24 protein-coding genes are annotated in these 25,814 nt (G+C 73.0%); 8 read left to right on the top strand and 16 right to left on the bottom strand.

Annotated features, from left to right (window positions below):
- Positions 1 to 66: 66 nt before the first annotated feature.
- Both tsaD and ACIPN7_RS05170 read left to right on the top strand, forming a co-directional pair.
- A complete protein-coding gene (tsaD, locus tag ACIPN7_RS05175; RefSeq protein ID WP_400538669.1) occupies positions 67 to 1,110 on the top strand; it encodes a tRNA (adenosine(37)-N6)-threonylcarbamoyltransferase complex transferase subunit TsaD in 1,044 nt (347 codons plus the stop codon).
- A gap of 43 nt (positions 1,111 to 1,153) precedes the next feature.
- Complete coding sequence (locus ACIPN7_RS05170; RefSeq protein WP_400538667.1) at positions 1,154 to 1,885, top strand: hypothetical protein; 732 nt, start codon at positions 1,154 to 1,156, stop codon at positions 1,883 to 1,885.
- A gap of 22 nt (positions 1,886 to 1,907) precedes the next feature.
- Here ACIPN7_RS05170 and ACIPN7_RS05165 read toward each other — a convergent pair whose 3' ends face one another.
- The 6 genes from ACIPN7_RS05165 to ACIPN7_RS05140 form a co-directional block, all read right to left on the bottom strand.
- Positions 1,908 to 2,780, bottom strand: a complete 873-nt coding sequence (locus ACIPN7_RS05165; RefSeq protein ID WP_400538665.1) for a sulfurtransferase — start codon at positions 2,778 to 2,780, stop codon at positions 1,908 to 1,910.
- Between the two features lie 115 nt (positions 2,781 to 2,895).
- On the bottom strand, positions 2,896 to 3,456 hold the full coding sequence (rimI, locus tag ACIPN7_RS05160) for a ribosomal protein S18-alanine N-acetyltransferase (RefSeq protein ID WP_400538663.1): 561 nt from the start codon (positions 3,454 to 3,456) through the stop codon (positions 2,896 to 2,898).
- A complete protein-coding gene (gene tsaB, locus ACIPN7_RS05155; protein ID WP_400538661.1) occupies positions 3,453 to 4,223 on the bottom strand; it encodes a tRNA (adenosine(37)-N6)-threonylcarbamoyltransferase complex dimerization subunit type 1 TsaB in 771 nt (256 codons plus the stop codon). Before tsaB ends, rimI begins: the two co-directional genes overlap by 4 nt.
- Positions 4,224 to 4,323: 100 nt before the next feature.
- A complete protein-coding gene (gene tsaE / locus ACIPN7_RS05150; protein WP_400538659.1) occupies positions 4,324 to 4,896 on the bottom strand; it encodes a tRNA (adenosine(37)-N6)-threonylcarbamoyltransferase complex ATPase subunit type 1 TsaE in 573 nt (190 codons plus the stop codon).
- Positions 4,893 to 6,128 carry an alanine racemase gene (alr, locus tag ACIPN7_RS05145; RefSeq protein ID WP_400538657.1) on the bottom strand — a complete coding sequence of 412 codons (1,236 nt, stop codon included), beginning with the start codon at positions 6,126 to 6,128 and terminating at the stop codon, positions 4,893 to 4,895. Before alr ends, tsaE begins: the two co-directional genes overlap by 4 nt.
- 20 nt (positions 6,129 to 6,148) lie before the next feature.
- Complete coding sequence (locus tag ACIPN7_RS05140) at positions 6,149 to 7,138, bottom strand: pseudouridine synthase (RefSeq protein WP_400538655.1); 990 nt, start codon at positions 7,136 to 7,138, stop codon at positions 6,149 to 6,151.
- 181 nt (positions 7,139 to 7,319) lie between these two features.
- Between ACIPN7_RS05140 and ACIPN7_RS05135 the strand changes: the two genes are divergently transcribed.
- From ACIPN7_RS05135 to ACIPN7_RS05125, 3 genes are read left to right on the top strand one after another with little or no spacing between them, the layout of a single operon-like run.
- Entirely contained in the window at positions 7,320 to 7,901 is a 582-nt protein-coding gene (locus ACIPN7_RS05135; RefSeq protein WP_400538653.1) for a hypothetical protein, read from the top strand.
- Entirely contained in the window at positions 7,898 to 8,821 is a 924-nt protein-coding gene (locus ACIPN7_RS05130) for a nucleotidyl transferase AbiEii/AbiGii toxin family protein (RefSeq protein ID WP_400538651.1), read from the top strand. Before ACIPN7_RS05135 ends, ACIPN7_RS05130 begins: the two co-directional genes overlap by 4 nt.
- Before the next feature lie 57 nt (positions 8,822 to 8,878).
- Positions 8,879 to 9,361, top strand: coding sequence for a glutathione peroxidase (locus ACIPN7_RS05125; RefSeq protein WP_400538649.1), 483 nt, complete (start codon positions 8,879 to 8,881; stop codon positions 9,359 to 9,361).
- A gap of 18 nt (positions 9,362 to 9,379) precedes the next feature.
- Here the strand turns inward: ACIPN7_RS05125 and ACIPN7_RS05120 are convergent, their stop codons facing one another.
- Positions 9,380 to 9,685, bottom strand: coding sequence for a hypothetical protein (locus tag ACIPN7_RS05120; protein WP_400538647.1), 306 nt, complete (start codon positions 9,683 to 9,685; stop codon positions 9,380 to 9,382).
- Positions 9,686 to 9,827: 142 nt separating this feature from the next.
- Here ACIPN7_RS05120 and ACIPN7_RS05115 point away from each other — a divergent pair, with 142 nt between their 5' ends.
- Positions 9,828 to 10,301 (top strand): GNAT family N-acetyltransferase, encoded by a 474-nt coding sequence (locus ACIPN7_RS05115; RefSeq protein WP_400538645.1) that lies wholly within the window; start codon positions 9,828 to 9,830, stop codon positions 10,299 to 10,301.
- 41 nt (positions 10,302 to 10,342) lie between these two features.
- Here ACIPN7_RS05115 and ACIPN7_RS05110 read toward each other — a convergent pair whose 3' ends face one another.
- The 3 genes from ACIPN7_RS05110 to ACIPN7_RS05100 are packed head-to-tail and all read right to left on the bottom strand — an operon-like array spanning position 10,343 to position 13,465.
- On the bottom strand, positions 10,343 to 10,984 hold the full coding sequence (locus ACIPN7_RS05110; RefSeq protein WP_400538643.1) for a response regulator: 642 nt from the start codon (positions 10,982 to 10,984) through the stop codon (positions 10,343 to 10,345).
- On the bottom strand, positions 10,977 to 12,281 hold the full coding sequence (locus ACIPN7_RS05105) for a sensor histidine kinase (RefSeq protein ID WP_400538641.1): 1,305 nt from the start codon (positions 12,279 to 12,281) through the stop codon (positions 10,977 to 10,979). Before ACIPN7_RS05105 ends, ACIPN7_RS05110 begins: the two co-directional genes overlap by 8 nt.
- A 38-nt stretch (positions 12,282 to 12,319) precedes the next feature.
- On the bottom strand, positions 12,320 to 13,465 hold the full coding sequence (locus ACIPN7_RS05100; protein WP_400538639.1) for a hypothetical protein: 1,146 nt from the start codon (positions 13,463 to 13,465) through the stop codon (positions 12,320 to 12,322).
- Between the two features lie 124 nt (positions 13,466 to 13,589).
- On the opposite strand from ACIPN7_RS05100, the gene ACIPN7_RS05095 reads away from it, so the two are divergent.
- On the top strand, positions 13,590 to 14,351 hold the full coding sequence (locus tag ACIPN7_RS05095) for a class I SAM-dependent methyltransferase (RefSeq protein WP_400538637.1): 762 nt from the start codon (positions 13,590 to 13,592) through the stop codon (positions 14,349 to 14,351).
- Positions 14,352 to 14,386: 35 nt separating this feature from the next.
- Here ACIPN7_RS05095 and ACIPN7_RS05090 read toward each other — a convergent pair whose 3' ends face one another.
- From ACIPN7_RS05090 to ACIPN7_RS05070, 5 genes are all read right to left on the bottom strand, one after another.
- Complete coding sequence (locus tag ACIPN7_RS05090) at positions 14,387 to 15,772, bottom strand: copper amine oxidase (protein WP_400538635.1); 1,386 nt, start codon at positions 15,770 to 15,772, stop codon at positions 14,387 to 14,389.
- A gap of 141 nt (positions 15,773 to 15,913) precedes the next feature.
- The gene (locus ACIPN7_RS05085) at positions 15,914 to 18,820 is read right to left on the bottom strand and encodes a choice-of-anchor G family protein (protein ID WP_400538633.1); all 2,907 of its coding nucleotides are present in this window, start codon (positions 18,818 to 18,820) and stop codon (positions 15,914 to 15,916) included.
- A 373-nt stretch (positions 18,821 to 19,193) separates the two neighbouring features.
- Positions 19,194 to 21,653 (bottom strand): LuxR C-terminal-related transcriptional regulator, encoded by a 2,460-nt coding sequence (locus ACIPN7_RS05080; protein ID WP_400538631.1) that lies wholly within the window; start codon positions 21,651 to 21,653, stop codon positions 19,194 to 19,196.
- A gap of 219 nt (positions 21,654 to 21,872) precedes the next feature.
- Entirely contained in the window at positions 21,873 to 22,337 is a 465-nt protein-coding gene (locus tag ACIPN7_RS05075; protein ID WP_400538629.1) for a hemerythrin domain-containing protein, read from the bottom strand.
- 28 nt (positions 22,338 to 22,365) lie between these two features.
- On the bottom strand, positions 22,366 to 24,087 hold the full coding sequence (locus tag ACIPN7_RS05070; RefSeq protein WP_400538627.1) for a bifunctional ADP-dependent NAD(P)H-hydrate dehydratase/NAD(P)H-hydrate epimerase: 1,722 nt from the start codon (positions 24,085 to 24,087) through the stop codon (positions 22,366 to 22,368).
- A gap of 99 nt (positions 24,088 to 24,186) precedes the next feature.
- On the opposite strand from ACIPN7_RS05070, the gene ACIPN7_RS05065 reads away from it, so the two are divergent.
- A complete protein-coding gene (locus ACIPN7_RS05065) occupies positions 24,187 to 25,236 on the top strand; it encodes an LLM class F420-dependent oxidoreductase (RefSeq protein WP_400538625.1) in 1,050 nt (349 codons plus the stop codon).
- A 105-nt stretch (positions 25,237 to 25,341) separates the two neighbouring features.
- Here the strand turns inward: ACIPN7_RS05065 and ACIPN7_RS05060 are convergent, their stop codons facing one another.
- Positions 25,342 to 25,692, bottom strand: coding sequence for a holo-ACP synthase (locus tag ACIPN7_RS05060; RefSeq protein WP_285101023.1), 351 nt, complete (start codon positions 25,690 to 25,692; stop codon positions 25,342 to 25,344).
- Positions 25,693 to 25,814: the final 122 nt, after the last annotated feature.

Here is a 25,814-nt window from a genome sequence, read left to right as displayed (position 1 = left end):
CACGTCCGCGTGTCACATCCCGTCCGGTTCCCCGCTCACCGACGTCGGGGAACTAGGCTGGAGCACATGGCAGATCCACTGGTGCTCGGTATCGAGACCTCCTGCGACGAGACCGGCGTGGCGCTGGTCCGCGGAAACGACCTGCTGGTCGACGCCGTGGCCAGCTCGATGGAGGAGCACGCTCGCTACGGCGGCATCATCCCCGAGGTCGCCAGCCGGGCCCACCTCGAGGCGATGATCCCCACGATCCAGAAGGCCCTCGGCGAGGCCGACGTCGACCTGTCCGAGGTCGACGCCGTCGCGGTCACCGCCGGGCCAGGGCTCGTCGGGCCGCTCACGATCGGCGCGTCCGCCGCGAAGGCCCTGTCCATCGGCCTGAACAAGCCGCTGTACGGCGTGAACCACGTGATCGGCCACGCGTGCGTGGACCAGCTCGTGGACGGCCCCCTGCCGGAGCGGGCGATCGCGCTCGTGGTGAGCGGCGGGCACAGCTCGCTGCTGCTGGTGGACGACATCGCCACGAACGTCACCGAGCTCGGCTCCACGCTCGACGACGCCGCGGGCGAGGCCTTCGACAAGGTCGGCCGACTGCTGGGCCTCCCCTACCCCGGCGGCCCGCACATCGACCGCCTCGCGCGCGAGGGCGACCCCACGGCCATCCGGTTCCCCCGCGGCCTCACCGCCGCGAAGGACCAGGCCAAGCACGCCTACGACTTCTCGTTCTCCGGCCTCAAGACGGCGGTGGCCCGCTGGGTCGAGGCCCGCACGGACACCGGCCAGGAGATCCCCGTGCACGACGTCGCGGCGTCGTTCGCCGAGGCCGTCGCCGACGTGCTCACGGCCAAGACGATCGCCGCCTGCCACAAGCACGGTGTGGACACGCTGGTGGTCGGCGGCGGGTTCTCCGCCAACAGCCAGCTGCGCGAGATGGCGGCCAAGCGCTGCGCCGAGGCCGGCATCGACCTGCGCATCCCGCCGATCCGCTACTGCACGGACAACGGCGCGATGATCGCGGCGCTCGGCTCCGCCGTGGTGCGCGCCGGGGTGGCACCGAGCGACCTGGACATCCCGGTGGACTCGTCGATGCCGCTGACGACGATCACCGTCTGAGCCGGAAGCCGCGCTGTCGGCGGGTGGCTCTACGCTGCGTCCCGTGGCCGTCAGCACACTCGGGAAGCTTGAGCCCGTACCCGTCATCGAGACCGCGCGCCGTCTGTGCGACCGCATCGGCGCGCGGTTCCCCGACCGGGGTATCCACCGCGTCGCGCAGGAGCTCGTGGCTCTGACCGAGCAGGTGGCGGACACCTCCGCCGGGACCCGCCGGCGCAGCCGCCTCGTCCGGACCGGGTCGCGCGGCATGATCGCCGTCGTCGTGCTAATCGCGCTGGTCACGTTCGGTTTTGCCGTCGAGGCCGCGTTCACCGAGGCGCCCGACAACGGCCTGGACTGGCTCCCGCTCATCGAGAGCGCGGTGAACGACGTGGTGTTCGTCGCGATCGCGGTCGTCGTGCTGCACTCGTTCCCCGAACGCGTGCAGCGCTCGGACCTCCTGGCCAAGCTGCACCGGCTGCGGTCGCTGGCCCACATCATCGACATGCACCAGCTCACCAAGGAGCCGGAGAGCCTCCGGGACGCCTTCGCGGGCAGCCTGGACGACGACGTCGACCTCACCGCCGAGCAGGTCGAGTACTACCTGGAGTACTGCACCGAGCTCCTGTCCATCGTGAGCAAGGCCGCGGCGCTGTGCGCGGAGGAGTCGCAGGACGACGTCGTGCTCACCACGGTGTCGACCATCGAGACGCTCACCATGGGCATGTCGCGCAAGGTGTGGCAGAAGATCTTCGTGCTCAACGAGGGGCGGATGACTCCGGACGCCATGTCCTGACGCCGTGGTCCGCGCCGCGCGCTCAGGCCCCGGTCGCGACGGGCCGCGCCGGGTCGTTCGACCACTGCGACCACGAACCCGGGTACAGGGCCGCGTCCACACCGACGATCGCGAGGGCCGCCACCTCGTGCGACGCCGTGACGCCCGAGCCGCAGTAGACGCCGACGGTCCCGCCGTCGGTCGATCCCGTCGAGACCCCCAGCGCGCCGAAGCGCCGCTTCAGGTCCCCCGTCGGCAGGAACCGGCCGTCCGCACCCAGGTTCTCGGTGGTCGGCGCGCTGACGGCGCCCGGCACGTGCCCGGCCTGCGGGTCCACGGGCTCCACCTCGCCGCGGTACCGCTCTGCGGCGCGGGCGTCCAGGAGCAGGCCCGCGCCGTCGGCCAGCTCGCCGGCGGCGTCAGCGTCGAGCACGGGCATCCCGCCCGGCTGCACCACGACGTCGCCCGGCTCGGGCGTGACGTCACCCGGTTCGAGGGCGCTCCCCCGGGCCGTCCAGGCGGCGAGGCCGCCGTCGAGAATGCGGACATCCTGTACGCCGAAGTACCGCAGCAGCCACCAGGCGCGCGCGGCCGACGTGCCGCCCACGGAGTCGTAGACCACGACGCGCGAGTCCGCCGAGACGCTCCAGCGGCGCGCGGCCTGCTGGAACGCCGACGCCGAGGGCAGCGGGTGCCGGCCGTCGGCGGGCGAGCCGTGCGCGGCCAGCTCGGTCTCCAGGTCCACGTACACGGCGCCCGGGACGTGGCCGGCGCGATACTGGTCGTGGCCGTCGGTCATGCCGAGCGCCCAGCGGACGTCGAGCACGACGGGTCGGCCCTCGACCGGGTCCGGGCCGGCGCCGACCTGGAGGTCGGCGGCCAGCGTGGCGGCGTCGACCAGAACTCGTTCCCTCATGCCGTGGCATCCCTCATCATCGGTCACCAATATGGACGGTCGAACTTGCTAAACGTACTATTCCGAGCCTCGGATTAGTACGTTTAGCAGGTTCGGGTAGGTAGTTTCGGCTGCCTCAGGCCGCGTCTCCCGTGGCGTCGTCGGGGGTGTCGTTCGGAGCGTCGACCGGCGACTCCACCGGGGCGTCCGTGGGGTGCGCGGCCTCGGCCAGCTCCAGGCGCATCGTGTACGCGTCCACGTCCTCGGGCTGGTAGTAGCGCTTGCGCACGCCCAGGACCTGGAAGCCGAAGTCCCGGTACATCTCGATCGCGGGCTGGTTGTCGACCCGGACCTCCAGCAGCACAGCCTCGGCCTTGACCTTGCGGGAGCGCTCGATGAGCGCGTCCATGAGCTGCCGCCCCACGCCGTGGCGCTGTACGTCGGGGTCCACGCCGATGGTCATGATCTGCGTGACGTCGCCGTCGAACCACAGCCCGGCGTAGCCGACGACGGGCTGCTCCCCCGCGCGGTCGAGCCGCTCCGGCTCCGCCACGATGTACCAGCGGCCCAGGCCGGCGAGCTCGTCGGCGAGCATGCCGTAGGTCCAGGCGCCTCGGCCGAAGAGCTGTCGTTCGAGCTGTAGCACACGGTCGAAGTCGGCGTTGCGCAGCGGGCGCAGCCGCACCTCAGTGATCATGCGGCACCACCCGTGGCAGCCGTCGCCGATCCGGCGCCGGAGCCGGCGCCCGTGCCCGTCGGGGAGCCCGGCTCGTGCACGTCCGGACGCCGCAGGTACAGCGGCTCGGTGGGCAGGTCCTCACCCGCCGCGCGACGGACGAGCGCCAGGCGGGCGAGCACGGTCGCGTCGGGGACCAGCGGGGCGTCGTCGGCCACCGGGAGGAACTCGGGGTAGAGCATCGCGCCCTCGCCGACCACGACGGGCAGCGGCGTGTCGCCGGCGTCCGGCGTCGGGAGCTGGCCCTGTGCGACGAAGCCGGCCCGGTCGACGTCGGGCCCCGCGGTCCGCTCCACGACGGGGACGCCGTGCGGCCCCTCGTGCGCGACCACGCGGTAGCGCGCCCAGTAGACCTCCTTGCGGCGGGCGTCGGAGGTGGCCAGGATCTCCTGACCCGCGCGCAGCCCGAGGTCGCTGACGGCCTGCACAGCCAGGGCATCGAGGCTGGGTACCCCGAGCACCGGGATGCCGAGGGAGAGCGCAAGCGTGCGGGCGGTCACCAGCCCGACGCGCAGCCCCGTGAACGGGGCCGGCCCCGTACCGGCGACAACGGCGGTCAGGTCGGTGCGCTCGATCCCGGCCTCGTCGAGGACCTCGGTGATCAGGGGCGCGAGCGACTCGGCGTGCCTGCGGCGCTCGTCGGAGGAGCGGGACGCGAGGCGCGTGCCGTCCTCGTCGACGAGTGAGACGGCGACGGCTGCGGAGGTATCGAGAGCTAGAACGGCCACGCGACCAGGGTATTACGGCGGGTGCCTCGTACCGGTGTGATCGGTAGTTCGTCAGGTGACCGTATGACTCCGCCCTGCCGATCACGTGACGAACTACCGATCACACCAGGGAGCGCAAGTCCACGCCGGCCCACCGCGGCCCCACCGCGCGGATCGTCACCTTCCGCGTCCCCGCCTCCGGGTCCTCGGCCGTCTCCACGCCAGGGTCGAACGCCGGTGCAGCACCCCGCGGCCGCTCCAGGTCGATCTCCAGGCGGTCGTCGGCGAGCGTCTCGGCCAGGCCGCGCCCCCACTCCACGACCGTCACAGAATCCTCCAGCGACGAGTCCAGGTCCAGCGCGTCGAGCTCGCCCAGCCCGCCGAGGCGGTACGCGTCGACGTGCACCAGCCCGGGTCCGCGCGTGCCGTCCTCGCGCGGCAGCGGCGGGTGCTCGCGCGCCACGATGAAGGTGGGCGACGCCACCTGGCCGCGCACGTTCAGCGCCGCCCCGATCCCCTGGGTCAGGGTCGTCTTGCCCGCACCGAGGTCACCGGTGAGGATCACCAGGTCCCCGGACCGCAGCACCCCGGCGAGCGCGGCCCCGAAGGCGCGCGTCGTGTCGGCGTCGGGCAGCTCGATGACCACCGCCTCCGAGGTCGAGATGTCCCCCGGTCCGTTCACTGCCCCGCTCACGCGGTCTCCCTTCCTGCCGTGCCCACGAACACACGGGGCACACGCGCGCCGAGGCGCGTCACGATCTCGTAGCTGATGGTGCCGGCGGCCTGCGCCCAGTCCTCGGCGTTGGGCGCTCCGGCACGGGCCAGGCCGTCCGACGCCCCGAACAATGTGACCACGTCTCCGGCCTGCTCGGGTGCATAGGGCCCGAGGTCGAGCATGATCTGGTCCATGCACACCCGGCCCGCGACGCGCAGCACGCGGGCGGTGCCGAGTCCGGTCTCGGGGCTCGCGACGTCGTCCACGCCCCCGCCCACCAGCACCGGCCCGCCCGGGCCGAGCGAGCCGCCGGACGCGTGGCGCGGGATCCCGTCCGAGTAGCCGAGCGGGACGACGCCGAGCACCGTGTCCTGCGGTGTGACGTAGAAGTGCCCGTAGGAGACGCCGTGGCCCTCCGGCACGCGCTTGACCGTGGCGAGCCGCGCCTCCAGCGTCATCGCCGGCCGCAGGCCGTAGTCGCCCGGCACACCGAGCTGCGGCACCGGCGAGAGGCCGTAGACGGCGATGCCCGGGCGCACCAGGTCGTAGTGGGCGGCCGGGTTGGTCAGGGTCGCCGCCGAGTTGGCGATGTGTCGCACCTCGAGGTCGATCCCGGCCGCCTCGACGGTGCGGACCGCGTCGTCGAACACGTGGGTCTGCATCTTCACCGACGGGTCGTCGGGCTCGTCCGCGAGCGCGTAGTGCGACATGACGCCGACGATCGCGAGCGCGCCCTCCGCCTGCAGCGCCTTGACGCGGTCGAGGACGGCCGGCAGGTCGTCGGGCATGATCCCGTTGCGGCCCAGCCCGGTGTCCACCTTGAGGTGCACGCGGGCGGTGCGGCCCGCGACGCGGGCGCCGTCGGCCACCTCGTCGAGGGCCCAGGCCGCGGCGACGGCGACGTCGATGTCGTCGCGCACCAAGTCGGCCAGGGGCGCGCCAGGCGCGTAGAGCCAGGTCAGGATGCGCGGCCCGGGTCCGACGGCGGCTCGGATCGCGAGCGCCTCCACGCTCTGCGCCGCCCCCAGCCAGGTCGCGCCGCCCGCGAGCGCCGCCCGGGCCGCGGGGGCCAGCCCGTGCCCGTACGCGTCGGCCTTGACGACGGCCATGACCTGGGCGGTCGCGGCGGTCGCCCGCAGGGCGCGCACGTTGTCGCGGATCGCGTCGAGGTCGACGACCGCGCGGGCGGGATAGTCGGGGGCGGTACTCATCGCACCGATTCTTGCACCTGTCAGATCCTGGCGGACGTGTCAGAGCTCCGAGGGGCCCATTCGCTGAGCGCCCGGCGGGACTCGAAGCGGCGGGGCAGGCCGGACAGCGGGTCCGTGAGCTCCAGGGAGCGGGACAGGAGCTGCAGCGGCCGGTCGAAGTCGTCGGGGTCGGTGGCGCGCAGCTCCGGCCAGAACGGGTCGTGCAGGATCGGCAGGCCGAGCGACGCCATGTGCAGCCGGAGCTGGTGGGTCTTGCCGGTGTGCGGCTCCAGTCGGTACAGGCCGAGGCCCCGGGTCTCGTCGACGGCGGCGAGCGTGACGAGCGACTCGGCGTTCGGCTCGCCGGGCACCTCCTCGGCGCGCGTGACGCCGCGCCGCTTCACGATGCGGCTGCGCAGGGCGACGGGCTCGCCCAGGGCCAGGGGTCCGTCCGACGGCGGCAGGGGGGCCACCGCCTCGTACACCTTGCGCACCTCGCGGCGGGCGAACGCCTCCTGGTAGGCGCCCCGTACCTCGGGCCGCACCGTGAGCACCAGCACGCCGGCGGTGCCGCGGTCGAGCCGGTGGGCCGGGGAGAGCTCGGGCAGGTCGAGCGCGACCCGCAGCCGCACGAGCGCCGTCTCCCGCACCCACCGCCCGCGCGGCATCGTCGCGAGGAAGTGCGGCTTGTCCACGACCAGCAGGTTCTCGTCGCGGTGCAGCACCTCGGGCTCGAACGGGATGTGGTCCTCGTGGGCGGGCGGGTCGCGGTACAGGTAGAGGAACCCGCGCGGCTCGTAGGGCGTGGTCGCGGTGAGGGGCTCGCCGCGCCCCGTGACGACCTCGCCCAGGGCGACCTTCTGGAGCAGCCGCGCCTCGTCGTCGTGGAACCGATCCAGGAGGTAGTCGAGCGCGTACGGGAACCGCGTGACGACGTCGGGGTTGTGCGGCAGCACGATCCGGGTGGGGTTGAGCCCGTCCCGGACGGGCAGCGGAGGCCGGTGCTTGGCGGGGCCGGGCGTGCGGTTCACGCCGTCAACCTAACCCGCGCCGAGGTAGAGGGCATCGCAGTCGTAGATGTCAGGTTGCCCATCACCAATAGTTGCCTAGCCTTGTCGTAGTGCTTGAGCCCCGCTGGGCGGACGGACGTCTCGACGTGCAGAAATGTCGACAGGTACGATACAACTGTCGACATTTTGGTACGGAGGCATGATGACTGCCACGAGACGAGTCCTGATCCGACCTGGATCCACCGCCGACGGCAGCACACCGTCCCGCCGCACGGTCGAGAGGCTGGCTACGGCCGGCGAGTACGAACGGATCGCACCAGGTGCCTACGTCCCGACCGGCACCGTGGACGACACCGTCGCAGCTTGGCTCGCCCTCAGCACCCGTCGTCCGGACGTCACGATCTGCCTGATGAGCGCTGCCGGCATTCACGACCTGACCGACGAGATCCCTCGATCGAGCCACCTGGCGCTGCCACGCCCTGCCCGGGCACTGAGGACCGAGTTCGCCCCGGTCACCTGGCACTTCTTCGCCAAGGACACGTTCGACGTAGGGCGTGAGACCTATCCGTTGCCCGGCGGGCTCTCGATCGGCCTGTACGGCGCCGAGCGCACCGTCATCGACCTGTTCCGCCTGCGGCACACCTACGGCGAGGACCTCGCGGTAGGCGCGCTGAAGGCATGGCTGGGACGGCGGACGAGCCGGCCCGGCAGTCTCCTGGCCATGGCGGAGAAGTTCCCCACTGCTCGCTCCGAGATTCGCCGTGTCCTGGAGGTGCTGCTGTGAACCGAGCGGTCCGGCGGGGCACGCCCGGGGCCGACGCGACGCTTGCGCTCCGCACACTCGCTCGCGACGAGGGCAAGGACGTCCAGGAGCTCCAGACGCTGTATGCGCTCGAACGCCTGCTCGCACGGCTGGCGGCGTCCGAGTTCCGGGACGACTTCGTCCTGAAAGGCGGTGCACTGCTCGCCGCCTACGCGCTCCGCCGTCCGACGAAGGACCTCGACCTGAGTGCGACGCGACTCGCCAACGACATGGCGAGCGTGACCGAACGACTCAGGACGATCTGCGAGATCCCGCTCCCGGACGGCATCGAGTTCGACGTCGAGTCGATCAGCGCAAGCGAGATCCGGGACGAGGACCAGTACAGCGGCGTACGCCTGAGGATCTCGGGCGCGCTCGGCACCGCCCGCCTGCGGATCGGAATCGATGTCAGCTTCGGCGATCCCATCTGGCCTGCGCCGACGCTCGTGCAGGTGCCGGGCCTGCTGCTCGATTCCGATCCCGTGCTCGTGCTCGGCTATCCGCTCACCATGGTGCTCGCGGAGAAGATCGTGACGGCGATCGAACGCGGGGAGGCCAACACCCGCTGGCGCGACTTCGCCGACGTGCATGTCGTCTCTCGTCAGCACCGGCTCGACCGGGACACCCTCCGGTCGTCCATCCGCGAGGTCGCGCAGTACCGGGAGGTGGAGACGCTCCCGCTGGCGGATGCGGTGGGCGGGCTAGCCGCCATCGGTCAGGAACGGTGGACCCGCTGGATTCGCCGTGTCGGCAGGACCGACCTTCCCGAAAGCCTCTCGGAGCTGCTCGGATCGGTCGCACGCTTCGTCGATCCCGTGATCGCAGGGCCCGACCGACAAGCCACGTGGTCACCGAACGACCGACGATGGATCGACAGCGTCGGCGCGGAGACCATGTCCTAGCGACCCCTGGGCGTCGGAGGGTTCCGTTGACCCGGACAACGGGTGGAAGATGAGCGGGTGACCCTCTACGACATTCCCTTCCACACGATGGACGGCACCGAGATCTCGCTGGCCGACCACAAGGAGGACGTCGTCCTCGTGGTGAACGTGGCCTCGCGGTGCGGCCTGGCCCCGCAGTACGAGACCCTCGAGAAGCTGCAGAAGAAGTACCAGGACCGGGGTTTCACGGTGCTGGGCTTCCCCAGCAACCAGTTCCTGCAGGAGCTGAGCTCGAACGAGAAGATCGCCGAGTTCTGCTCCATGACGTACGGCGTCACGTTCCCCGTGCTCGACAAGATCCGGCTGAACGGGCGGCACGCGCACCCGCTCTACGTCGAGCTCAAGAAGACCGAGGACGCCACGGGGCACTCGGGCAAGATCCGCTGGAACTTCGAGAAGTTCCTGGTGCTGCCCGGCGGCGAGGTGCGTCGGTACGCGCCGAAGACCCTGCCGGACGACCCGACGATCATCGACGAGATCGAGGCGCACCTGCCCCGCTGACGCCGCCCCTACCCGCCGTCACCGGCCCTCGCCCGCCGCGAGCGTGAGCCGCATCGCGACCGGCACCACGTCCGACGCGTCCCCGAGCCAACCGGTCCAGACCCGGGTCAGGCCCAGCTCCCGTCCCGGGTCCGGGTCCACCGGCGACAGCCGGTGCCGGGTCACGAGCGGCAGGGCCGTGAGTTCGCTGACCGTCAGTATCTCGATGACCAGCACGTCCACCCGGTCCAGGCCGAACGCGAGCCAGTCCTGATCCACCCGCAGCGAGAGCGTGTCGAGCGCCGAGAGGCGGGACATCACCGCGCTGAATGCTGTATTCGTCATGCACCCTTGACGCGCGAACCGCACCGAGGTCACAGCACTTCGGGAAAATGTTGCACGGCAATTTTCGCCCGCTCCGATGCAGGTCCGGGACGCAAATCTCAGCGGTGGTGCCAGGGGTGAAGCAGGGCCGTACGCTGAGGCGATGGTCGAGAACCGGTTCCGGCAGGCCACGCCCGAGGATGCGCAGGCGCTCCTGGACGTGGAGCGCGCCGCTGGGATCGCGGCGCTGGGCCACATCTTCCCGCCGGGCATGTACCCGTTCCCGACCGCCGAGGTCCTGGCCAAGTGGCAGGCCGCGCTCGTCGAGCCGGGCGTCCGCGTTCACGTCCTGGACGACGACGCCGAGCGCGCCCGCCTGGCCTGCTTCGTCGCCCACGACGAACGACTGCTGCGCCACCTCGCGGTGCACCCGTCGCACTGGGGCAGCGGCCTGGCCCGGGCCGCCATGGACGTGGCGGTCGCCGAGATGGACGACCCCCGGCTGTGGTGCCTCGCCGACAACGACCAGGCGATCGGCTTCTACGAGCACCTCGGCTGGCGCCGCACCGGCCGCCGCAAGACCTCGGACTACGCGCCGTTCCCGGACGAGATCGAGATGGTCCTGCCCCGGGACTGACGCGGGGTTGACCCGGGGCTGACCCGGGTCGGACGGGCCGGCTACAGCTCCACGAGCCCGGCCCGGTACCCCAGCACCACCGCCTGCGTCCGGTCGCGCGCATGCAGCTTGGCCAGCACGGACGCCACGTGGGTGCGCACCGTCTCGACGCCGACCACGAGCGCCGTCGCGATCTCCGCGTTCGTCATGCCCTGCGCCACCAGCGCCAGCACCTCCCGCTCGCGCGGCGTCAGCGTCGGCGCGCCCGCCGTCGTGCGCGGCCGCGTGCGCACCAGGTCACGCAGCGCCTGCGGGTACAGCAGGCTCTGCCCGACGGCGACGGTCCGGACCGCCTGCACCATCTCGTCCGCCCCGGCGCGCTTGAGCAGAAACCCCGACGCCCCGGCCGTGAGCGCGTCGAGCACGTACCCGTCGTGCTCGAACGTGGTCACCACGAGCACCCGGGGCGGCTGCGGCAGCCGGAGCACCAGCTCGGTCGCGCGCAGGCCGTCCACACCCGGCATCCGCACGTCCATGCAGACGACGTCGGGCCGCAGGCTGCGCGCCAGCTCGACCGCCCGCGCGCCGTCGCCCGCCTCCCCCACCACCACCAGGTCGGGCTCCGCGTCCAGGATGAGGCGCAGGCCGCTGCGGACGAGCGGCTCGTCGTCGGCGAGGAGCACCCGCACGGGGGCGTCAGGCATCGGGTTCCTTCCGGTCAGGGCTGGCAGCGGGCGGGCGGACGGCGGGTCGGCGCTCGGCGGAACCGCCGGGGTCCCCCGGTGTCGGCGTCCAGGGCAGCGTCGCACGGAGCACCCAGCGGTCGCCGTCGGGCCCCACCTCCGCCGTGCCGCCGAACAGCGCTACCCGCTCCCGGATACCGGCCAGGCCGCGCCCACCGGACCGCCCGCCGGCCGAGCGCCCCGAGGCAAGCCCTCGGCCCGGCCTCGCACCAGCACGCACGGGGTTCACCACCTCGATCAGCACGAGCTCGCCGTCCTGCCCCACCGTGAGCCGCACGGGTCCGGGCCCGCCGTGCCGGTGCGCGTTGGTGAGCGCCTCGGTGACGATCCGCTGCACCGTGCGGCTCAGCAGGGCGGGCAGCCCGGCCGGGAGATCGAGGGCGGCGCTCAGGTCCAGGCCGGCACGACGGTGGGCCTGCACGACGTCGTCCAGGGCGGGCGCGAGGGCGAGAGGCGCGGCGTCGTCGGCGTCGTCCCGCAGGACGGCGAGGAGCTGGTCGAGCTCGGCGAGCGCCGACCGGGCCGTGTCCTCGATGGCCGCGAGCGCGTCGGCGGCCGCGTCGGGGTTCGCCGCGACGACGCGTCGTCCGGCAGCCGCCTGCACGCTGACGACCGTCAGGGCGTGGCCGATGCCGTCGTGCAGCTCGCGCGCGAGGCGCGTGTGCTCGGCCTCGCGGCGGGCGCGGGCGAGCGCGGTCTCCATCCGGTCGTGCGAGGTGGGGCCGAGCACACGCCCGGCGAGCGCCGAGGCCGCCGTCCCCAGCGGCCAGGTGGCCGCGAGCGCCAGCAGCCCGACGACGCCGCACGCCGCCAGCCGCAGCACCGCCTCGGGCGCGCCGCCGGGCAGCGGGAAGCCGGACCCGAACGAGCGCCCGGCCACCGTCTCGACGGCGATCAGCACCGCCCCGGGGAGCACGGCGAACAGGCAGACGGCGACGAGCATCCCGGTCGCCAGGTGCAGCACCACCCAGGCCGCGGTGCGGACCCGGTGGGCGAGCCGGGGCCGGGCCGGGACCACGAGCTCGGCGTCGACGTCGAGCAGGGCGCGTGCCGCCGTGACCTCCAGCTCCCGGGCGCCCGGGACCAGGCCGAGCCCGACGGCGGCGGCGACCGCCACGGCGGCGACCACCCCGGCGGGCAGCCCCGTGACCGCGGAGAACAGCAGGCTGTACACGAGCAGCACGAGGGCCAGCCCGATCGCCGCGCCGAGCATGTGCCAGGCGAACCGCCGGGCGAGGTACCGCGTCGTCGCGTGCATGCCGTCATCCTCTCCGGTCGTCCGGGCTGCTCGCCAGGTCAGGGCAGGTCGTCGCGCAGCCACCGGCCGGCGAGCGCGTCGGCAGGACGTTCGGCGCCGCCCCGGGTGGCGCCGTCCGACGCCGCGCGGTCGGACCGGAGCCGGTGCGCCACGTACCCCCAGACCGCGAGCGCCAGGGCCGGGCCCCAGTACCAGCAGGGGAAGGCGATGGCCCCGACAATCGCCTCGGCGAGACCCTGCCCGCCGAACATGACCAGCATGGGGACCGTCGAGAAGATCAGCGTCACCGCGATCAGGCCGCCGGGCACGGCGGCCGCGGCGATCGGGACCCGCCGTCCGGCGAGGCCGGGCATCCACCGCGGGAACACCTCGCCCCATGGCCGGACGAGACCGAGCGTGAGGAAGAACCCGAGCCATGCGCCGCTGGACAGCGTCAGCCCCCAGATGCGGGTGGACAGGTCCATGTCGAACCCGAGCTGGGGCCACGGCGTCAGCCAGGTGAGCCGTATCAGGGCGTAGGGCAGCGGTCCGGTGGCGGCCACGACGGTGATGGCGGTGCGGTGTCGCACCACCCAGTCGGTGGCGCGCTCGATCGCGGGCGTCCCGGCCAGCGCCTGCGCGCCGACCGCCGCCCAGAGCGTCCCCATGACGAGGACCAGCAGTGACAGGAGCAGCCCGGCGCGGTTCTCCACGAGGCCGGAGCCGAGCATGCGGAGGATCCCGCCGAGGGCGTCCCGGGCCAGGAAGCCGCCGACGAGGAGCACGGCCAGGCCGGGCACACCGACCGTCCAGCGCGCCACGCGGTACCGGCGCACCACCTGGACGAGCAGGACCACGACGGCGGCGGGCATCGCCATCGCGACGAGGTAGCCCATGGTGGACAGGGGCCCGGTGCCCTGCAGCACCACGCCGAACACGGCGAGCTGGACCACGGCGGTCGCGACCCGGCCGCGTGCGCCGACGGCTCCCGTGAGCGCGGCGATGCCGGCCGCGACGCCGGTCAGCGCCGTGACGACGTGCGTGACGGAGGCGGCGCCGGGCCCGGCGAGGCCCGCCAGGAGCGCGGCGCCGGGGACGGTGTAAGGGCTCGGCCAGAGCCCGGACAACCAGGCGATGCCGAGCAGCGCCGAGACGCCGCTGGTGATGGTGGCGCCGAGGAGCGTGGCGCGCGTGAGGCGTGACATGACGGTTCCCTCCGGTCGGTGGTGCGGTATGCCTCCACGCTCCCGTTCACGGCCTGGTCGCCCCTCCCCCGGTCGGGGGATATCCGCTGGTGACCGGGGGATTCCCACCGCTAGCGTCGACGGCATGACGTTCGAGGAGCAGATCGCCGAGGGAGTTGCCGTCCCCACCGACGGCTGGGACTTCTCGTGGTTCAGGGGCCGGGCCACCGAGGAGCGCCCCGGGTGGGGTTACGTGCGGCTGTGCGGCGAGCGCCTGGGCGGGGCCGGCGCGGCGCTCGACGTCGACACCGGCGGCGGCGAGGTCTTCGCCGAGGCGCTGGGGCGGGCCGAGCGCGTGCCCGGCGTCGTCCGCGCCGTCGAGGGCTGGGCGCCGAACCATCGGCTGGCCTCCGCCGCTCTGGCGCCCTTCGGCGGCGTGGTGACCCTGGTCGACGACGGCGCCGCACCGCTCCCCTACGACGACGGCGCGTTCGACCTCGTCGTGAGCCGCCACCCCGTCTCGTTCCCGTACGCCGAGGCGGCGCGGGTGCTGGCGCCCGGCGGCACGCTGCTGGTCCAGGAGGTGGGGTCGGGCTCGAACCGCGAGCTGTACGAGTTCCTCATGGGGCCGCAGGACAACGACGACGCCGGGTACGTGGAGCGCCTGCGCGCCCGCGCCACGGGGGCGGGGCTCGACGTGGTCGACCTGCGCGACGCCCGGACACGGGTGGAGTTCTTCGACCTGGCGGCGGTCGTGCACTTCCTGCGGAAGGTCCTGTGGACGGTGCCCGACTTCTCCGTGGACGCGTACCGGGACCGGCTCCGGGTGCTGTACGACCACATCGCGGAGCATGGGTCCTTCGTCTGCCACAGCCGCCGCACCCTGGTCGAGGCACGAAAGCCCTGACCACCCGACTGACTCGCGAGCCCGGAGCCGGCGAGTCAGTCGCCTGGTACCGCGTCCGGCTTCCCGTTCACGTCCTCGCGGGCCGGCGGCGGGTCGGCGCGCTGCGCCGTCAGGTCACGCGGCGTCAGCGTGAACCCCTGCCAGTGCATCTCCATGGGGCTCTGGTCCTCGTCGCGCGCCACGTGGTGGAAGCCGACGGCGACCCACGTGACGACGTCGGACAGCTCCGCACCGTCCTGCGCGAAGTCGAGCACGCCCGACCCGCAGGACCCCTCCTTGTTGGCCGTCGCGTAGAGCTGGCAGTCGTCCGCCTCGGTGAAGGCGATCGCGTAGCCGCCGGCGTCCTCGCCGGCTGCGCCGTTGCCGCCGTGCTTGTGGTCCTGGGTGAGCTGGAAGGGCGTCGTCGCCCCCAGCTCGACCTGGTAGGAGATCTCGTGCCCGTCCGCGTTGAGCACGTCGGGGTTGACCACCCGCCACCAGCGCCGGTCCGCCGCCGTGGCCGTGCCCTCGCGCGGGATCCGGGTCAGTTCCCCCTCGACCAGCGGCGCCCGCGGGCCCACCTCGCCGGTCGGCGCGGCGTCGTACTGCTCGACGGTCTGGCCGCCCTGCCCGCCGAGCGCCCAGTGCACCCGCCAGACCGCGTTGTGCGAGTGGCTCGTGGCGTAGTCCGTGTCGCCGGGGCCGACGGGCCAGCCGTGCGCCGGGTCGTCCCCGTAGTCCTCGGGTGACAGGTCGCCGGTCGCGCCGAGGTCGGACCGGATGCTGCCGTCACCGCCGAACGTGTACTGGCTGACGTACTCGTACCAGCCCACCTTCGAGATCGTGGAGAGCCGCAGGTCCGTGCGGCGGGCCACCTCGGTGCCCGTCGTGTCGCCGCTGCGGTACGCGATCCCGCCGTCGACCACCTCCTGGCACAGCACGGCGCGGCGCTCACCGCCACCGCCCATCGAGCCGTCGCCGATCTTCGGCACGTACGTCTCGAGCCGTTCGCCCAGGCACTCCGGCTCGGTGAGCGTCATGATGTGGCTGCCGCCGAAGCCCTGGGTGGTGATGTCCTCGGTGTTGCGCAGCCCGGTGTCGTACGGCACCTCGAGCTGCCCGATGGACAGCTCGGCGAGCACCTGCACCGGCTCGTCGCCGGCGGGCGTGAAGTGCACGTCGTCGAGCACCAGCCCGCGGCTGGCGTCGATCCGCCAGCACATGGTCCACGTGGAACCGCTGAGCAGCTCCTCCGTGACCGGTTCGTTCTCCGCGCACTGCACGTGCGCGCTGCCCGACGCCCGCGAGTCCTCGCCCCGCGGGGCCGGAGCGGCAGGCAGAGCCTGTTCGACCACCGTGATCGCGGCCACGACGAGCGCCACGATGGCGGTCGCCGCGACGATCGCCGGTATCAACCTGCGCTTGGACGACACCTCGCGCACGACGTTCCCCCCGATCTCAGTTCCCGGCCCCCTGCTGGCCCTGACAGGACCGGCCCGGTGCGACGATGTCGCACCGGGCCGGCCTTACCGCTGCGGACGCCCGACTGCTGCGTCCGTCCTGCTACGTCGGCGACTCAGCCGTCAGACGGCCTTCGAGTCGTCGGACATGCGGCCCATCGCGGTGGCGAAGGCCTGGCTGATCTCGCGGCGACGCTTGATCATGACCGCACCGGCACCGAGCAGCAGCACGGTGGCGCCGATCAGGATGCCCACGTTCGCACCGGTGGCGGCGAGGCCGCCGTCACCGTTGTCGCCGCCGCCGCCGACGGCGGTGGAGACGACCTCGAAGGTGGCCATGGCCGAGTCGCCCTCGACCGTGCTGACGGCGATGCCCTGGTGCTCACCGACGTCGAGCTTCTCGTCGACCGTGAAGGTCCACTGGACGTTGCCGTCCGCGTCGGCCGCCTGGGCCTGCAGGGCGAACGACGTCGAGTTGATGATGCCGACGACCTGCTCGCCGGGCTCGAAGCCCGACGCGTAGAAGGTCTGCTCGTCACCCTGCTGGACCGTCGGGTGCTCGAAGCGGGCCGTCAGGTCGCGCCCGTCGCCGCCACCGGTGTTCTCGGTGACCACGATCGGCGTCTGCGCGCCCTCGCTGCCGTCCTCCGGCTGCGCGTCCACGATGATGACGCCCGGCTCGGTGCCCTCGGGAACCGTGATCGGGGTCGTGAAACCGCAGTCCTCGTCCACCAGCACGGTGACCGGGTCACCGATCTTGTTGCCCTCGGTGTCGAAGAGCTGCACGACCACGTTCACGCCGGCCGGGAAGCCGGTGCCCGTGACCTGCACCTCGTCGCCCGCCTCGACGACGGTCGGGTCGGCCGTGATGGCCGGGTCGGTGCACTCCTCACCCTGGTTGTCCGGGTTCAGGATCTCGAGCGGTGCCTCGGCACCCTCGCTGCCGTCCTCCGGCTCTGCCTCGACCACGTGGTCGCCGGGCTCGGCGTCCTCGGGGACGGTCAGGTCCGTGATGAAGCCGCAGGCGTCGTCCGGGGTGACCGTGACGGCGTCGCCCACCGGGTTGCCCTCGGCGTCGCGCAGCTGCACGACGACCGGGACGCCGGCCGGGAAGCCCTGGCCGATGACCGAGACGGTGTCGCCCGGGTAGGCGGCGTTCGGCACGACGGTCAGCGTCGGGTCCATGGCGCACACGTCGGCGCCCGAGATCACGGCGAGCGGGGCCTCGGCGGCCTGGCCGGTCGTGTCGTCGGTGCCGACGACCGTGTAGTCGCCGAGCTCGGCGTCCGCGGGGACCGGCACCGGGGTGGTGAAGGTGCCCTCGGAGTCGGTGTCGACCTCGATGGCGTCACCCACGGGGTTGCCCTCGGGGTCGACCAGCTGGACCGTGGCGGTCGAGTCCGGCGTGTAGCCCTCACCCGTCGCGACGGTCGACTGACCCGGAGCGACAGAGCCGGGGACCACGGTCAGGGACGGGTCGATCTCGCCCGTGCCACCGTCGCCACCGATGCGGACGGCGGCATTGCCCAGGTTGATCCGAGCGACCTCGTTGGCCGGCAGCAGCGCGATGCTCAGCGCCGACAGCTCGAAGGAGGTCTCCGCGGCCGCGGACGTGGTGGAGGTCTGGGTCACGCCCTCGGAGCTGACCTGACGGTTGATCGTGATCGAGAGGACCTGCGACAGGACGTCGAAGACCGGCGAGAGCAGCTCGCGGATCGGCTTCGTGATGGAGTCCGTCTTGAGGTCGTTGATCAGCAGGTTGAAGATGTTGTCACCCTCGTCGCTGATCAGCAGGTCGTACACCGGGGCCAGGATCGGCGCCAGGGCCGGGCCGAGCGTGTTGATGGTGCTGACCAGGAGCTCGGCGACCGGGGCCATCGTGCCCGTGCTGTTGTTCACGGCCTCGGGGAAGCTGCCGTTCACGGCGTCGGCCAGCGGCAGCGACCACGAGACGTCGAGGTTGCCCAGCGGGCTCTCGTCGGTGAAGGCGATGTTGATCGTCACCGAGTTCAGCGAGTCCTCGATCGCGCCGATGAGGATGTTGGTGACTTCCTCCATCAGCTCGTGCACGGTCTCCGCGATGAGCGGGTAGGTCGTGTCGTCGATGAGCTCGGTGTTCGGGTCGAGCGCGTTGATGCCGCCCTCGTTCGGGCCGTCCACGAGCTTGTCGAGGTGGACCTCGAGCTGGCCGGTCGACAGGTCGATCGTGATGAGCTGGTTCGCCGAGGTGATCGGCTCACCCACGACGGACTGGAACAGGTTCTCCTGCATGTTGCTGTCGACGGTGATCGACGGCGTCGGGACGCCCGGGATCGCGTCGAACAGGCCGGTCAGCGCGCTCTGGTCGAGGTTCTCGTTGACGAGGTCCTCGACGGTCGTGTCGATGGTGCCGCCGATGTCGTAGATCGACGAGGCAGCGTCCTCGATGACCGGCGAGTGCAGCGTCAGGTCCAGGTCGGCCACGCGGTACTGGCCGAGGCCACCCACGCCGTCCTGGTCCAGGATCACGCCGTCCTCGGCCTTGACCTCTGCCGCACCGGCGCCCGCCTCCAGCAGGAGCTGGTCGACGATCTTGTCCGTGAGACCGTCGACGCCCAGCAGGCGCGCGACGGACAGCACGTCCACGGTCGCCTTGCCGAAGTCGTCGGTCTCGCCGTCCAGGGTCACGCCGCCGTCGGCGCCGGCCAGGCCGGAGACCGCGTACGCGTCGACCGGGGACGACGCCTCGCTCTTGCTGGCCAGCGCACCGAGCTGACCGAAGTCCAGGATCTCGTCGAGGGGAACCTCGACGTCACCGAGACGGATGAGCTCCGAGCCGAGCAGCTCGACGTTCAGGTTGCCCTCGTTCGGGCCTGCGTTGGAGACCGAGCCGGCCTCCGAGTAGGCGGCTGCGAGCAGCGCCTCCTGGAAGAGCGTCGAGTCGAGGACGCTCGCAGCGGCCTCCGACGGCTCGTCCGGGTAGTTGTCCACAGCCGCGACTGCCGGCAGACCCGTGGTGGTCACCACGAGGGCCGACGCCGCGACCGTCACCAGAGATCGGCGCAGTACGAGGCCACCCCTTCGACGGCGTGACGGTACTTGCGTTGGGTTCAACGGAATTCACTCCTCCACGTTCGCGCTTAAGAAAAGCGTCCGGATCGGTACGTGATCACGTCCGGATCTCGGGGCGGTGGCATGAGGCACACCGGCTCCCCGGCCATCAGGGAACAGTGGTTCTCAGCCGCCTGCCAGGCAGAGCCGTAATCGTGCGCTGACGCAATTCAACGCACCGGGAAGTGCGTTCGATACGTTTCGAGGCGCGGCCACGGCAGCCGCGCACACAATGCCGGGGAAACGAGAAAGAGGTCCGGAATGCCGGGTGAAAAGCAGGCGCAGGAGCGGGTGAAAAATCTGCGCTCGATCGTTACCCGCCGACGAGCCAGGCGGGTGGTCGGGTCTCGGCGAGACGGACCAGATCCCTGCGGTCCCGGATGCCGAGCGTCGTGTACGCCTGGCGCAGCCGGTTGACGACGGTCCGCTCGGACACGAACGTCGCCTGGGCGATCTGCGAGTTGGTCGCGCCGTGCACGGCGAGCCGCACCATCTCCCGCTCGTGCCGGCCGAGCACCTCCCACTCGGGGCCCGCTCCGCCGCCGGCGTCGGTCTCGGCGAGGAAGGCGTCGATACCGCGCAGCCACCCGGTCATCCCGGCCAGCCGGACCAGCGTCCGCGCCTCGTCGAGCAGCGCGGTCCCCGTGGTGCGGGCGCCGCGCGTCACGGCGTACCGGCCGTAGGCCACCAGCATGCGGACCCGCTGCCAGGGCGACATCGGCACCGGTGCGGCGTGCAGTGCCGCCTCGAAGGCGGCCGACGGCGTGCCGTCGTCGGCCAGCAGCGCCCGCAGCCGGGACCAGGCCGCCGCGACGTCGACCGCCGACCGCTCCTCGGGCATCACCACGGGCTGGAGCAGCCGCTCGATGCGCGGCCCAACCCGGCCGGGGGGCGTGGACGCCAGCACGGCCTCGACGAGGTCGCAGCGCACCTGCACGCGGCCCCGGTAGGGCCAGGCGCAGTGCTCCAGCGCGATGGTCAGCAGGGCCACGGCGCCCTCCGCCTGCCCCACGACGAGGTGCGCGGCACCGAGGTCGGCGGCGTACTCGCCCAGCGCCCGGGCCGACCAGGAGCCCGCCTGGGCAGGCATGGTGCTCGCCGGCGCGGTGCCGTCGACGACGGCGTCCGCCGCCGCGCGCAGCCCGCGCGCGGGCAGCCACTCGTCCACCGACGGCCGCAGCTCCGCGGCGTGTGCGAGGTGCGTCCGGGCGTCGACGGCGCGGCCGTCGAAGGCGGCAACCCGAGCCGCGGCGAGGTCGCGGGCGACGATCTCGGCGACCGTGCTCTCCCCCGCCGTACCCGAGTGGTCGGCCAGCAGGCTGCGCGCGCCCACGACGTCGCCCAGCATCAGCAGGGCGTGCACCTGGATCTCGACGCCCACCCAGTCCTGGCCGGGCGTCGGCCCGAGCAGCCGGAGGTCCGCGCGGAGCGTCCCGGGGTCGGGCAGCTCGCCCGTGCTCTCCAGGCGGAGCAGGCCCGCGGCCACCCGGGCGCCGGCGGCGCGCGCCTCCGCGGGGACGCCGGCCGGGTCGCGCCACCAGAGGTGGTCGGTCCACTCCGGCCCCACGCCGTCGGGCACCAGGGCGCCCTCGCGGTGGTCCAGCCACGTGCGCCCCGTCAGCAGGGACACGCCGACGGCGCGCGCCGCCAGCCGGGGCTCGGGAGTGGCCGCCACGACCGCCCAGGCGCGGGCCGGCAGCTCGTCGAGGTGCAGGCCATCGAGGATGCGCTCGGCCGCGTGCGCGCCGGTCACCTGCGCGCCGGACGCCTGCGCACCGGTCACGTCGCGCTCCGCGGCCTGGGCCTCGCGGTCGTCGACGTGGCCGTCCGTCCCGCGCGCCTCGCGGCACAGCAGGGCCAGCAGCGGGTGCCGTACGGCCGACCGGCCGTCCCGGCGGGCCAGGGCGGCGCCGCCGAGCGGCGGGTTGCCCAGCGGCGCGCTGGCGAGCGCCGTCATGGTCGCCGGGTCCAGGCCCGCCAGCATGGCGCGGTAGACACGCCGGGCGGCGGAGCCCGCGGTCTCGGGGCCGGTCCAGGACGCGTCCCCGCGCAGCTCCGCCGCGCTCAGGGACCCGGCGAGCTCCAGCGCGAGCCGGGGGTTGCCGGCACTCCACCAGCGCAGCTGCTCGACGACGTCGGCGGCCACCGGCACGCTCAGCTCCATGTCGAGCACGCGGCGCAAGGACCCCCGGTCGAGCGGCCCCAGCTCGAGCACCTCGACGTCGTCCGACAGCGGTTCCGCGGAGATGCTCCGGACGGCGGCGATCACCCGCCAGTCCTGCCCGTAGGCCTCGTCCGCCAGGTGCTGCAGCCAGCGTGCGCGCTCGGCGGTGAGCACGCCCACGTCGTCGACGAACAGGACGCGCGGGCCGGTGCCGCCGTCCCCTGCCCCGCCGGCCGCCCAGGCCGACACCGCGCGCAGGAAGCCCGCCGCGTCGAAGTCGGAGTCGTGCTCCGGGTGGTCGGGCACGGACCACGCCGACAGGTCGATGCGCCGGCTGTTCTCCAGGTCGTGCGCCGAGGGCCGGGGCGAGCACGGCCGGACCACGCGCACGGCCGACGATCCCGCGCCGACCAGCTTGAGCGCGCGGATCACCGTCGCCGTCTTGCCGATGCCGCTCAGCCCGCGCACGACGAGGACCGTCGGGTCCAGGTCCGTCGCGAAATGCCCGATGACCCGCAGCTCTCTGTCCCGCCCGTGGACCACGTGGCCCCTCCCCCTGCTGCCCGCCTGGCTCCCTCGTGCCCCCGACGACGCCGTGGACATGGCCATGGAAGGCCCGTAACTAGATGGCACGCACACCCCAATTTCGTGACTTACATGAATATCGATCGGAGCGCGTCAGGAGTCTATGACAAGAGATAAATCGTGCAGGGTGTGCCTGTGATACGGGAAATTACGGTTCTACCTGGCGCATCTCGGACAGGCGGGATAAAGACCAGCCCGTGCGGAAATAAATCCGGAATGCCCAATTCGGGAGAGGCGGTGGCGTCAGGCCAGCGGTCCGAGCAATTCCTGCCGGTCGGTCTCCGGGCGGTCCGCGCCGTCGAGCACGCCGACGATCTTCTTCTCCTCGAACCGGAAGTGCGTCTCCATGACGGCCTCGATGCCGTCGAGGTGCCGCAGCAGCTCGTCCCGGTCCGCCCCCGACAGCGCGGCGCGCTGCAGCTCGCCCAGGAGGTGGTCCAGCATGGAGTGGTCCCGCTTGAGGTCGGCGACGACGGGCCCGAGGTCCGGCTCGGCCGCCAGCACGACGTCGAACAGCGTGGCGTCCTCCGCGCGGTGGTGCCCGGTCAGCGCGGCGCAGAAGCCGACGCAGTAGAGCTGCAGGTCCCGCGCCGCCGTCGGCCCGGAACCACCGTCCTCGACGGCGGACCGCGCAACGCGCAGGGCGTCGCGCAGCCGCCGGTGGATCTCGCGGAGCTCCTGCCCCCAGGCCACGACGCGCTGACTCATCGCCGCACAGCCTAGCCCGGGCCTGCGGTCAGCCGCCCAGCAGCTCGGCGATCACCGCGGGCACCGCGTGGGCGATCTCCAGCGCGGCGACCGGCCCGCCCGCCGACGCGCGCGCCGCCGCCCGGCCGTGCACCAGCACGGCGGCCGCCGCGAGGCGCGCCGCGAGCGTCTCGTCCGCGACGACGTCGGCCGAGCGCCCGGCCAGCAGCGTGCCCAGGACGCCCGCGAGGACGTCGCCCGCCCCCGCCGTCGCCGTCCACGCCGGGGCGTCGGCCTGCGCGTAGGCGCCGCCGGGCCCGGCCACCACGGTGATCGCGCCCTTGAGCAGCACGGTCGCGCCGGTCGCCTGGTGCGCCGTGCGGGCCCAGTGCAGCGGACGCGCCTCGACCGCCGCCCGGTCGGCGTCGTGCCCCAGCCCCTGCAGCAGCTCCGCCAGCTCGCCGGCGTGCGGCGTCAGCACCGCCCAGGCGGGCAGCCGGTGCTCCAGCATCGTGAGCGCGCCCGCGTCGATCACGGCGGGCATCTTGCCGCCGGTCACGTCCTCGGACAGCACGCCGGTCACGGCCGCGAGCGCCCCGAAGACGCGGCGTGCCTGGCCGTCGTCGTCCGGGCCGTCCTCCGGGTCGAACGCCGGAACGCCGGGGCCGAGGACCCAGGCCTGGACCCGTCCGCCCGCGACGACCACCTCGGGCCGGGCCAGCAGCACGCGGGTGCCCACGGCCTCCGGGCCCAGGTAGCGCACCATGCCGGCCCCGGCGCGCACGGCGCCGGACGTCGCCAGGACCGCCGCGCCCGGGTAGGTGCTCGTCCCGGCGATCACCCCGACCACGCCGCGCGTGTACTTGTGGTCGTGGGCGGTGGGGGCGGGCCAGAGGGCCGCGACGTCCGCGGGCTCCATGCGCTGCACCCGGCCGGAACCCGTGTCGGTGCCGGCCATCGCGTGCCGGCCCAGGGTGACGCGCTGCGCCGCGCTGGCCCAGTGGTCGGTCCCGGAGGCGGTGGGGAAGCCGACGTCGACCAGCTCGACCGCGCCGGCGAGCTGTGCCGCCGGGGGCAGCAGGAGGCCGGGCTTGAGCGCGCCGAACGTCACCGTGCGGTCGGCCCGCAGCACGGGGCCGGGCACCACGCCGTCGTCCACGCCGATGCCGCTCGGGATGTCGACCGCGACGGTGTACGGCCACCGCTTCCCCGCGGCCTCGCGGGCCTCCGCGAGGGCGCGAACCAGCCCACCGGCGGGCGGCCGCAGCGCGCCGCGCGCGCCGACGCCGACCAGGCCGTCGAGCACGACGTCGGCCGCGAGGGCGGAGCGGACGACGGACGGGACCCGGGCGTCGGCGAGCCGCACGACCTCGCCGCCCGCCGCCTCGAACGCCGCCAGGCCCTCCTCGTGGGCGCGCGCGGACGCGAGGACGGCCGTGACCGTCATCCCGCGCCGGACCAGGTGCGCGCCGGCGAACAGGGTGTCCCCGCCGTTGTTGCCGGGGCCGACCAGGAGCAGGGCACTCGCGCCGCGGACGTCGCCGCGGCCGGACGGACGTCCGGGCCGGACCCGGGCCGCGCCGGGAAGCCCGTCGGAACCGAGGCTGCCGTGCAGCCGGGCACCGCCCGGGCGAGGTGTCGTACGGGCCGCGACCTCCCGGAGCACGGCCTGCGCCAGCGCGTACGCCGCCCTGGCCATGAGTGGCTCACCCGCCGCGATGAGCGGCTCCTCGGCCTTGCGTACCTCGTCGGAGCTCCATGCGTCTTTCACAGCCCTATAGTGCCGCGTCCACCAGGACCCGAGATACCGAAAACCGACAATTTCGACCACGCCTCCCCTGGAGCAACCGCGTCGGCATAGGGTCGGGCCATGCGATTCGGACTCTTCATCCCGCAGGGCTGGCGCCTCGACCTGGTCGACATCGCGCCCGCCGACCAGTGGGCCACCATGCTCTCCCTCGTGCACCGCGCCGAGAACCAGGCGGCCGGCGAGGCCGTCCCGGGCGGCGAGTTCGCCTGGGAGTCCGCCTGGGTGTTCGACCACTTCCACACCGTCCCCGAACCCTCGACCGAGGCCACGCACGAGGCCTGGTCGCTGATGGCCGCGTTCGCGGCGGCGACCCAGCGCATCCGGCTGGGTCAGATGTGCACCTGCATGGCGTACCGCGAGCCGACCTACCTCGCCAAGGTCGCGTCGACGATCGACACGATCTCCGGCGGCCGCGTCGAGATGGGCATCGGCGCCGGCTGGTACGAGCACGAGTGGCGTGCCTACGGCTACGGCTTCCCGTCCGCGGGCGAGCGCCTGCGCGCGCTCGACGAGGGCGTGCAGATCATGGCGAGCATGTGGCGCACCGGGTCCTCGGGCACGTTCGAGGGCAAGCGCTACCAGGTCGACGGCGCGCTCTGCTACCCGCAGCCGCTGCAGCAGCTCCCGGTGGGCGACGGCGGCGCCGAGGTCCCGTCCATCCCCCTGTGGATCGCGGGCGGCGGCGAGAAGAAGACGCTGCGCATCGCCGCGCAGCACGCCCAGTACACGAACTTCGTCGGTACGCCCGAGGGCTTCGCGCACAAGTCGAGCGTGCTCGAGGCGCACTGCAAGGACGTGGGCCGGGACTTCGGCGAGATCACGCGGTCCTCGAACTACAACGTGGTGATCGGCGAGAACGACGCCGAGGTCGGCGAGCGGCTGGCCTGGATCGAGGCGCACCTGCGCAAGCAGGTCCCGGCCAAGGCCGACCACGAGATCGAGAACTGGCGCAACGGGCTCCTGGTCGGCACCCCGGAGCAGATCGTCGAGCGGCTGCAGGGCATGGGCTCGCAGGGGCTGGAGTACGCGATCACGTACTTCCAGGAGGCGGCGTACGACACCAGCGGCATCGAGCTCTTCGAGAAGCAGGTCATCCCCGAGCTCCAGTAACCCACGCGGCCGAGGTAGAACCAGGGCGCGATAGAACTCTGGCGGGACGGACGACGTGGTTCGTCCCGCCAGAGCTCTCCCTCGCCCTGGTTCTACCTCGGCTGGTCAGCCCTCGGCGATCACCATGGCGGACGCGATACCGGCGTCGTGGGAGATCGTGATGTGCCAGGTGCGCACGCCGAGCTCCGCGGCGCGGGCAGCCACGGTGCCGCTCGCGTCGATCCGCGGCGGGCCGCCGATCGTGCGGTGCACCGTGACGTCGTGCCACCGGAGGTTGCCGGGGGCGCCGAGCGACTTGGCGATGGCCTCCTTCGCCGCGAACCGCGCGGCGAGCGACGCCGCGGGGAGCTCCCGCTCGGCCTCGGTGAACAGCTTCTCCCGCAGCCGGGGCGTGCGGTCGAGGGTCTCCATGAACCGGTCCACGTCGACCACGTCGATGCCCGTGCCGATGATCATGGCCTCAGCCTAGGTCCCCGGCGCCGGCCGCCCCGCCCCGGGCCACGCCGGCCGGGCCGCGGCGCGGATGCCGGTGTTGCGCAAGGTGCCCGTTTTGCGGCACCATATCCTCGTAATGCCCA

Origin of the sequence: Promicromonospora sp. NPDC090134 (assembly GCF_044746965.1) — a bacterium.
GTDB lineage: Bacteria > Actinomycetota > Actinomycetes > Actinomycetales > Cellulomonadaceae > Promicromonospora.
This window is presented reverse-complemented; position numbering and strand designations above follow the sequence as displayed.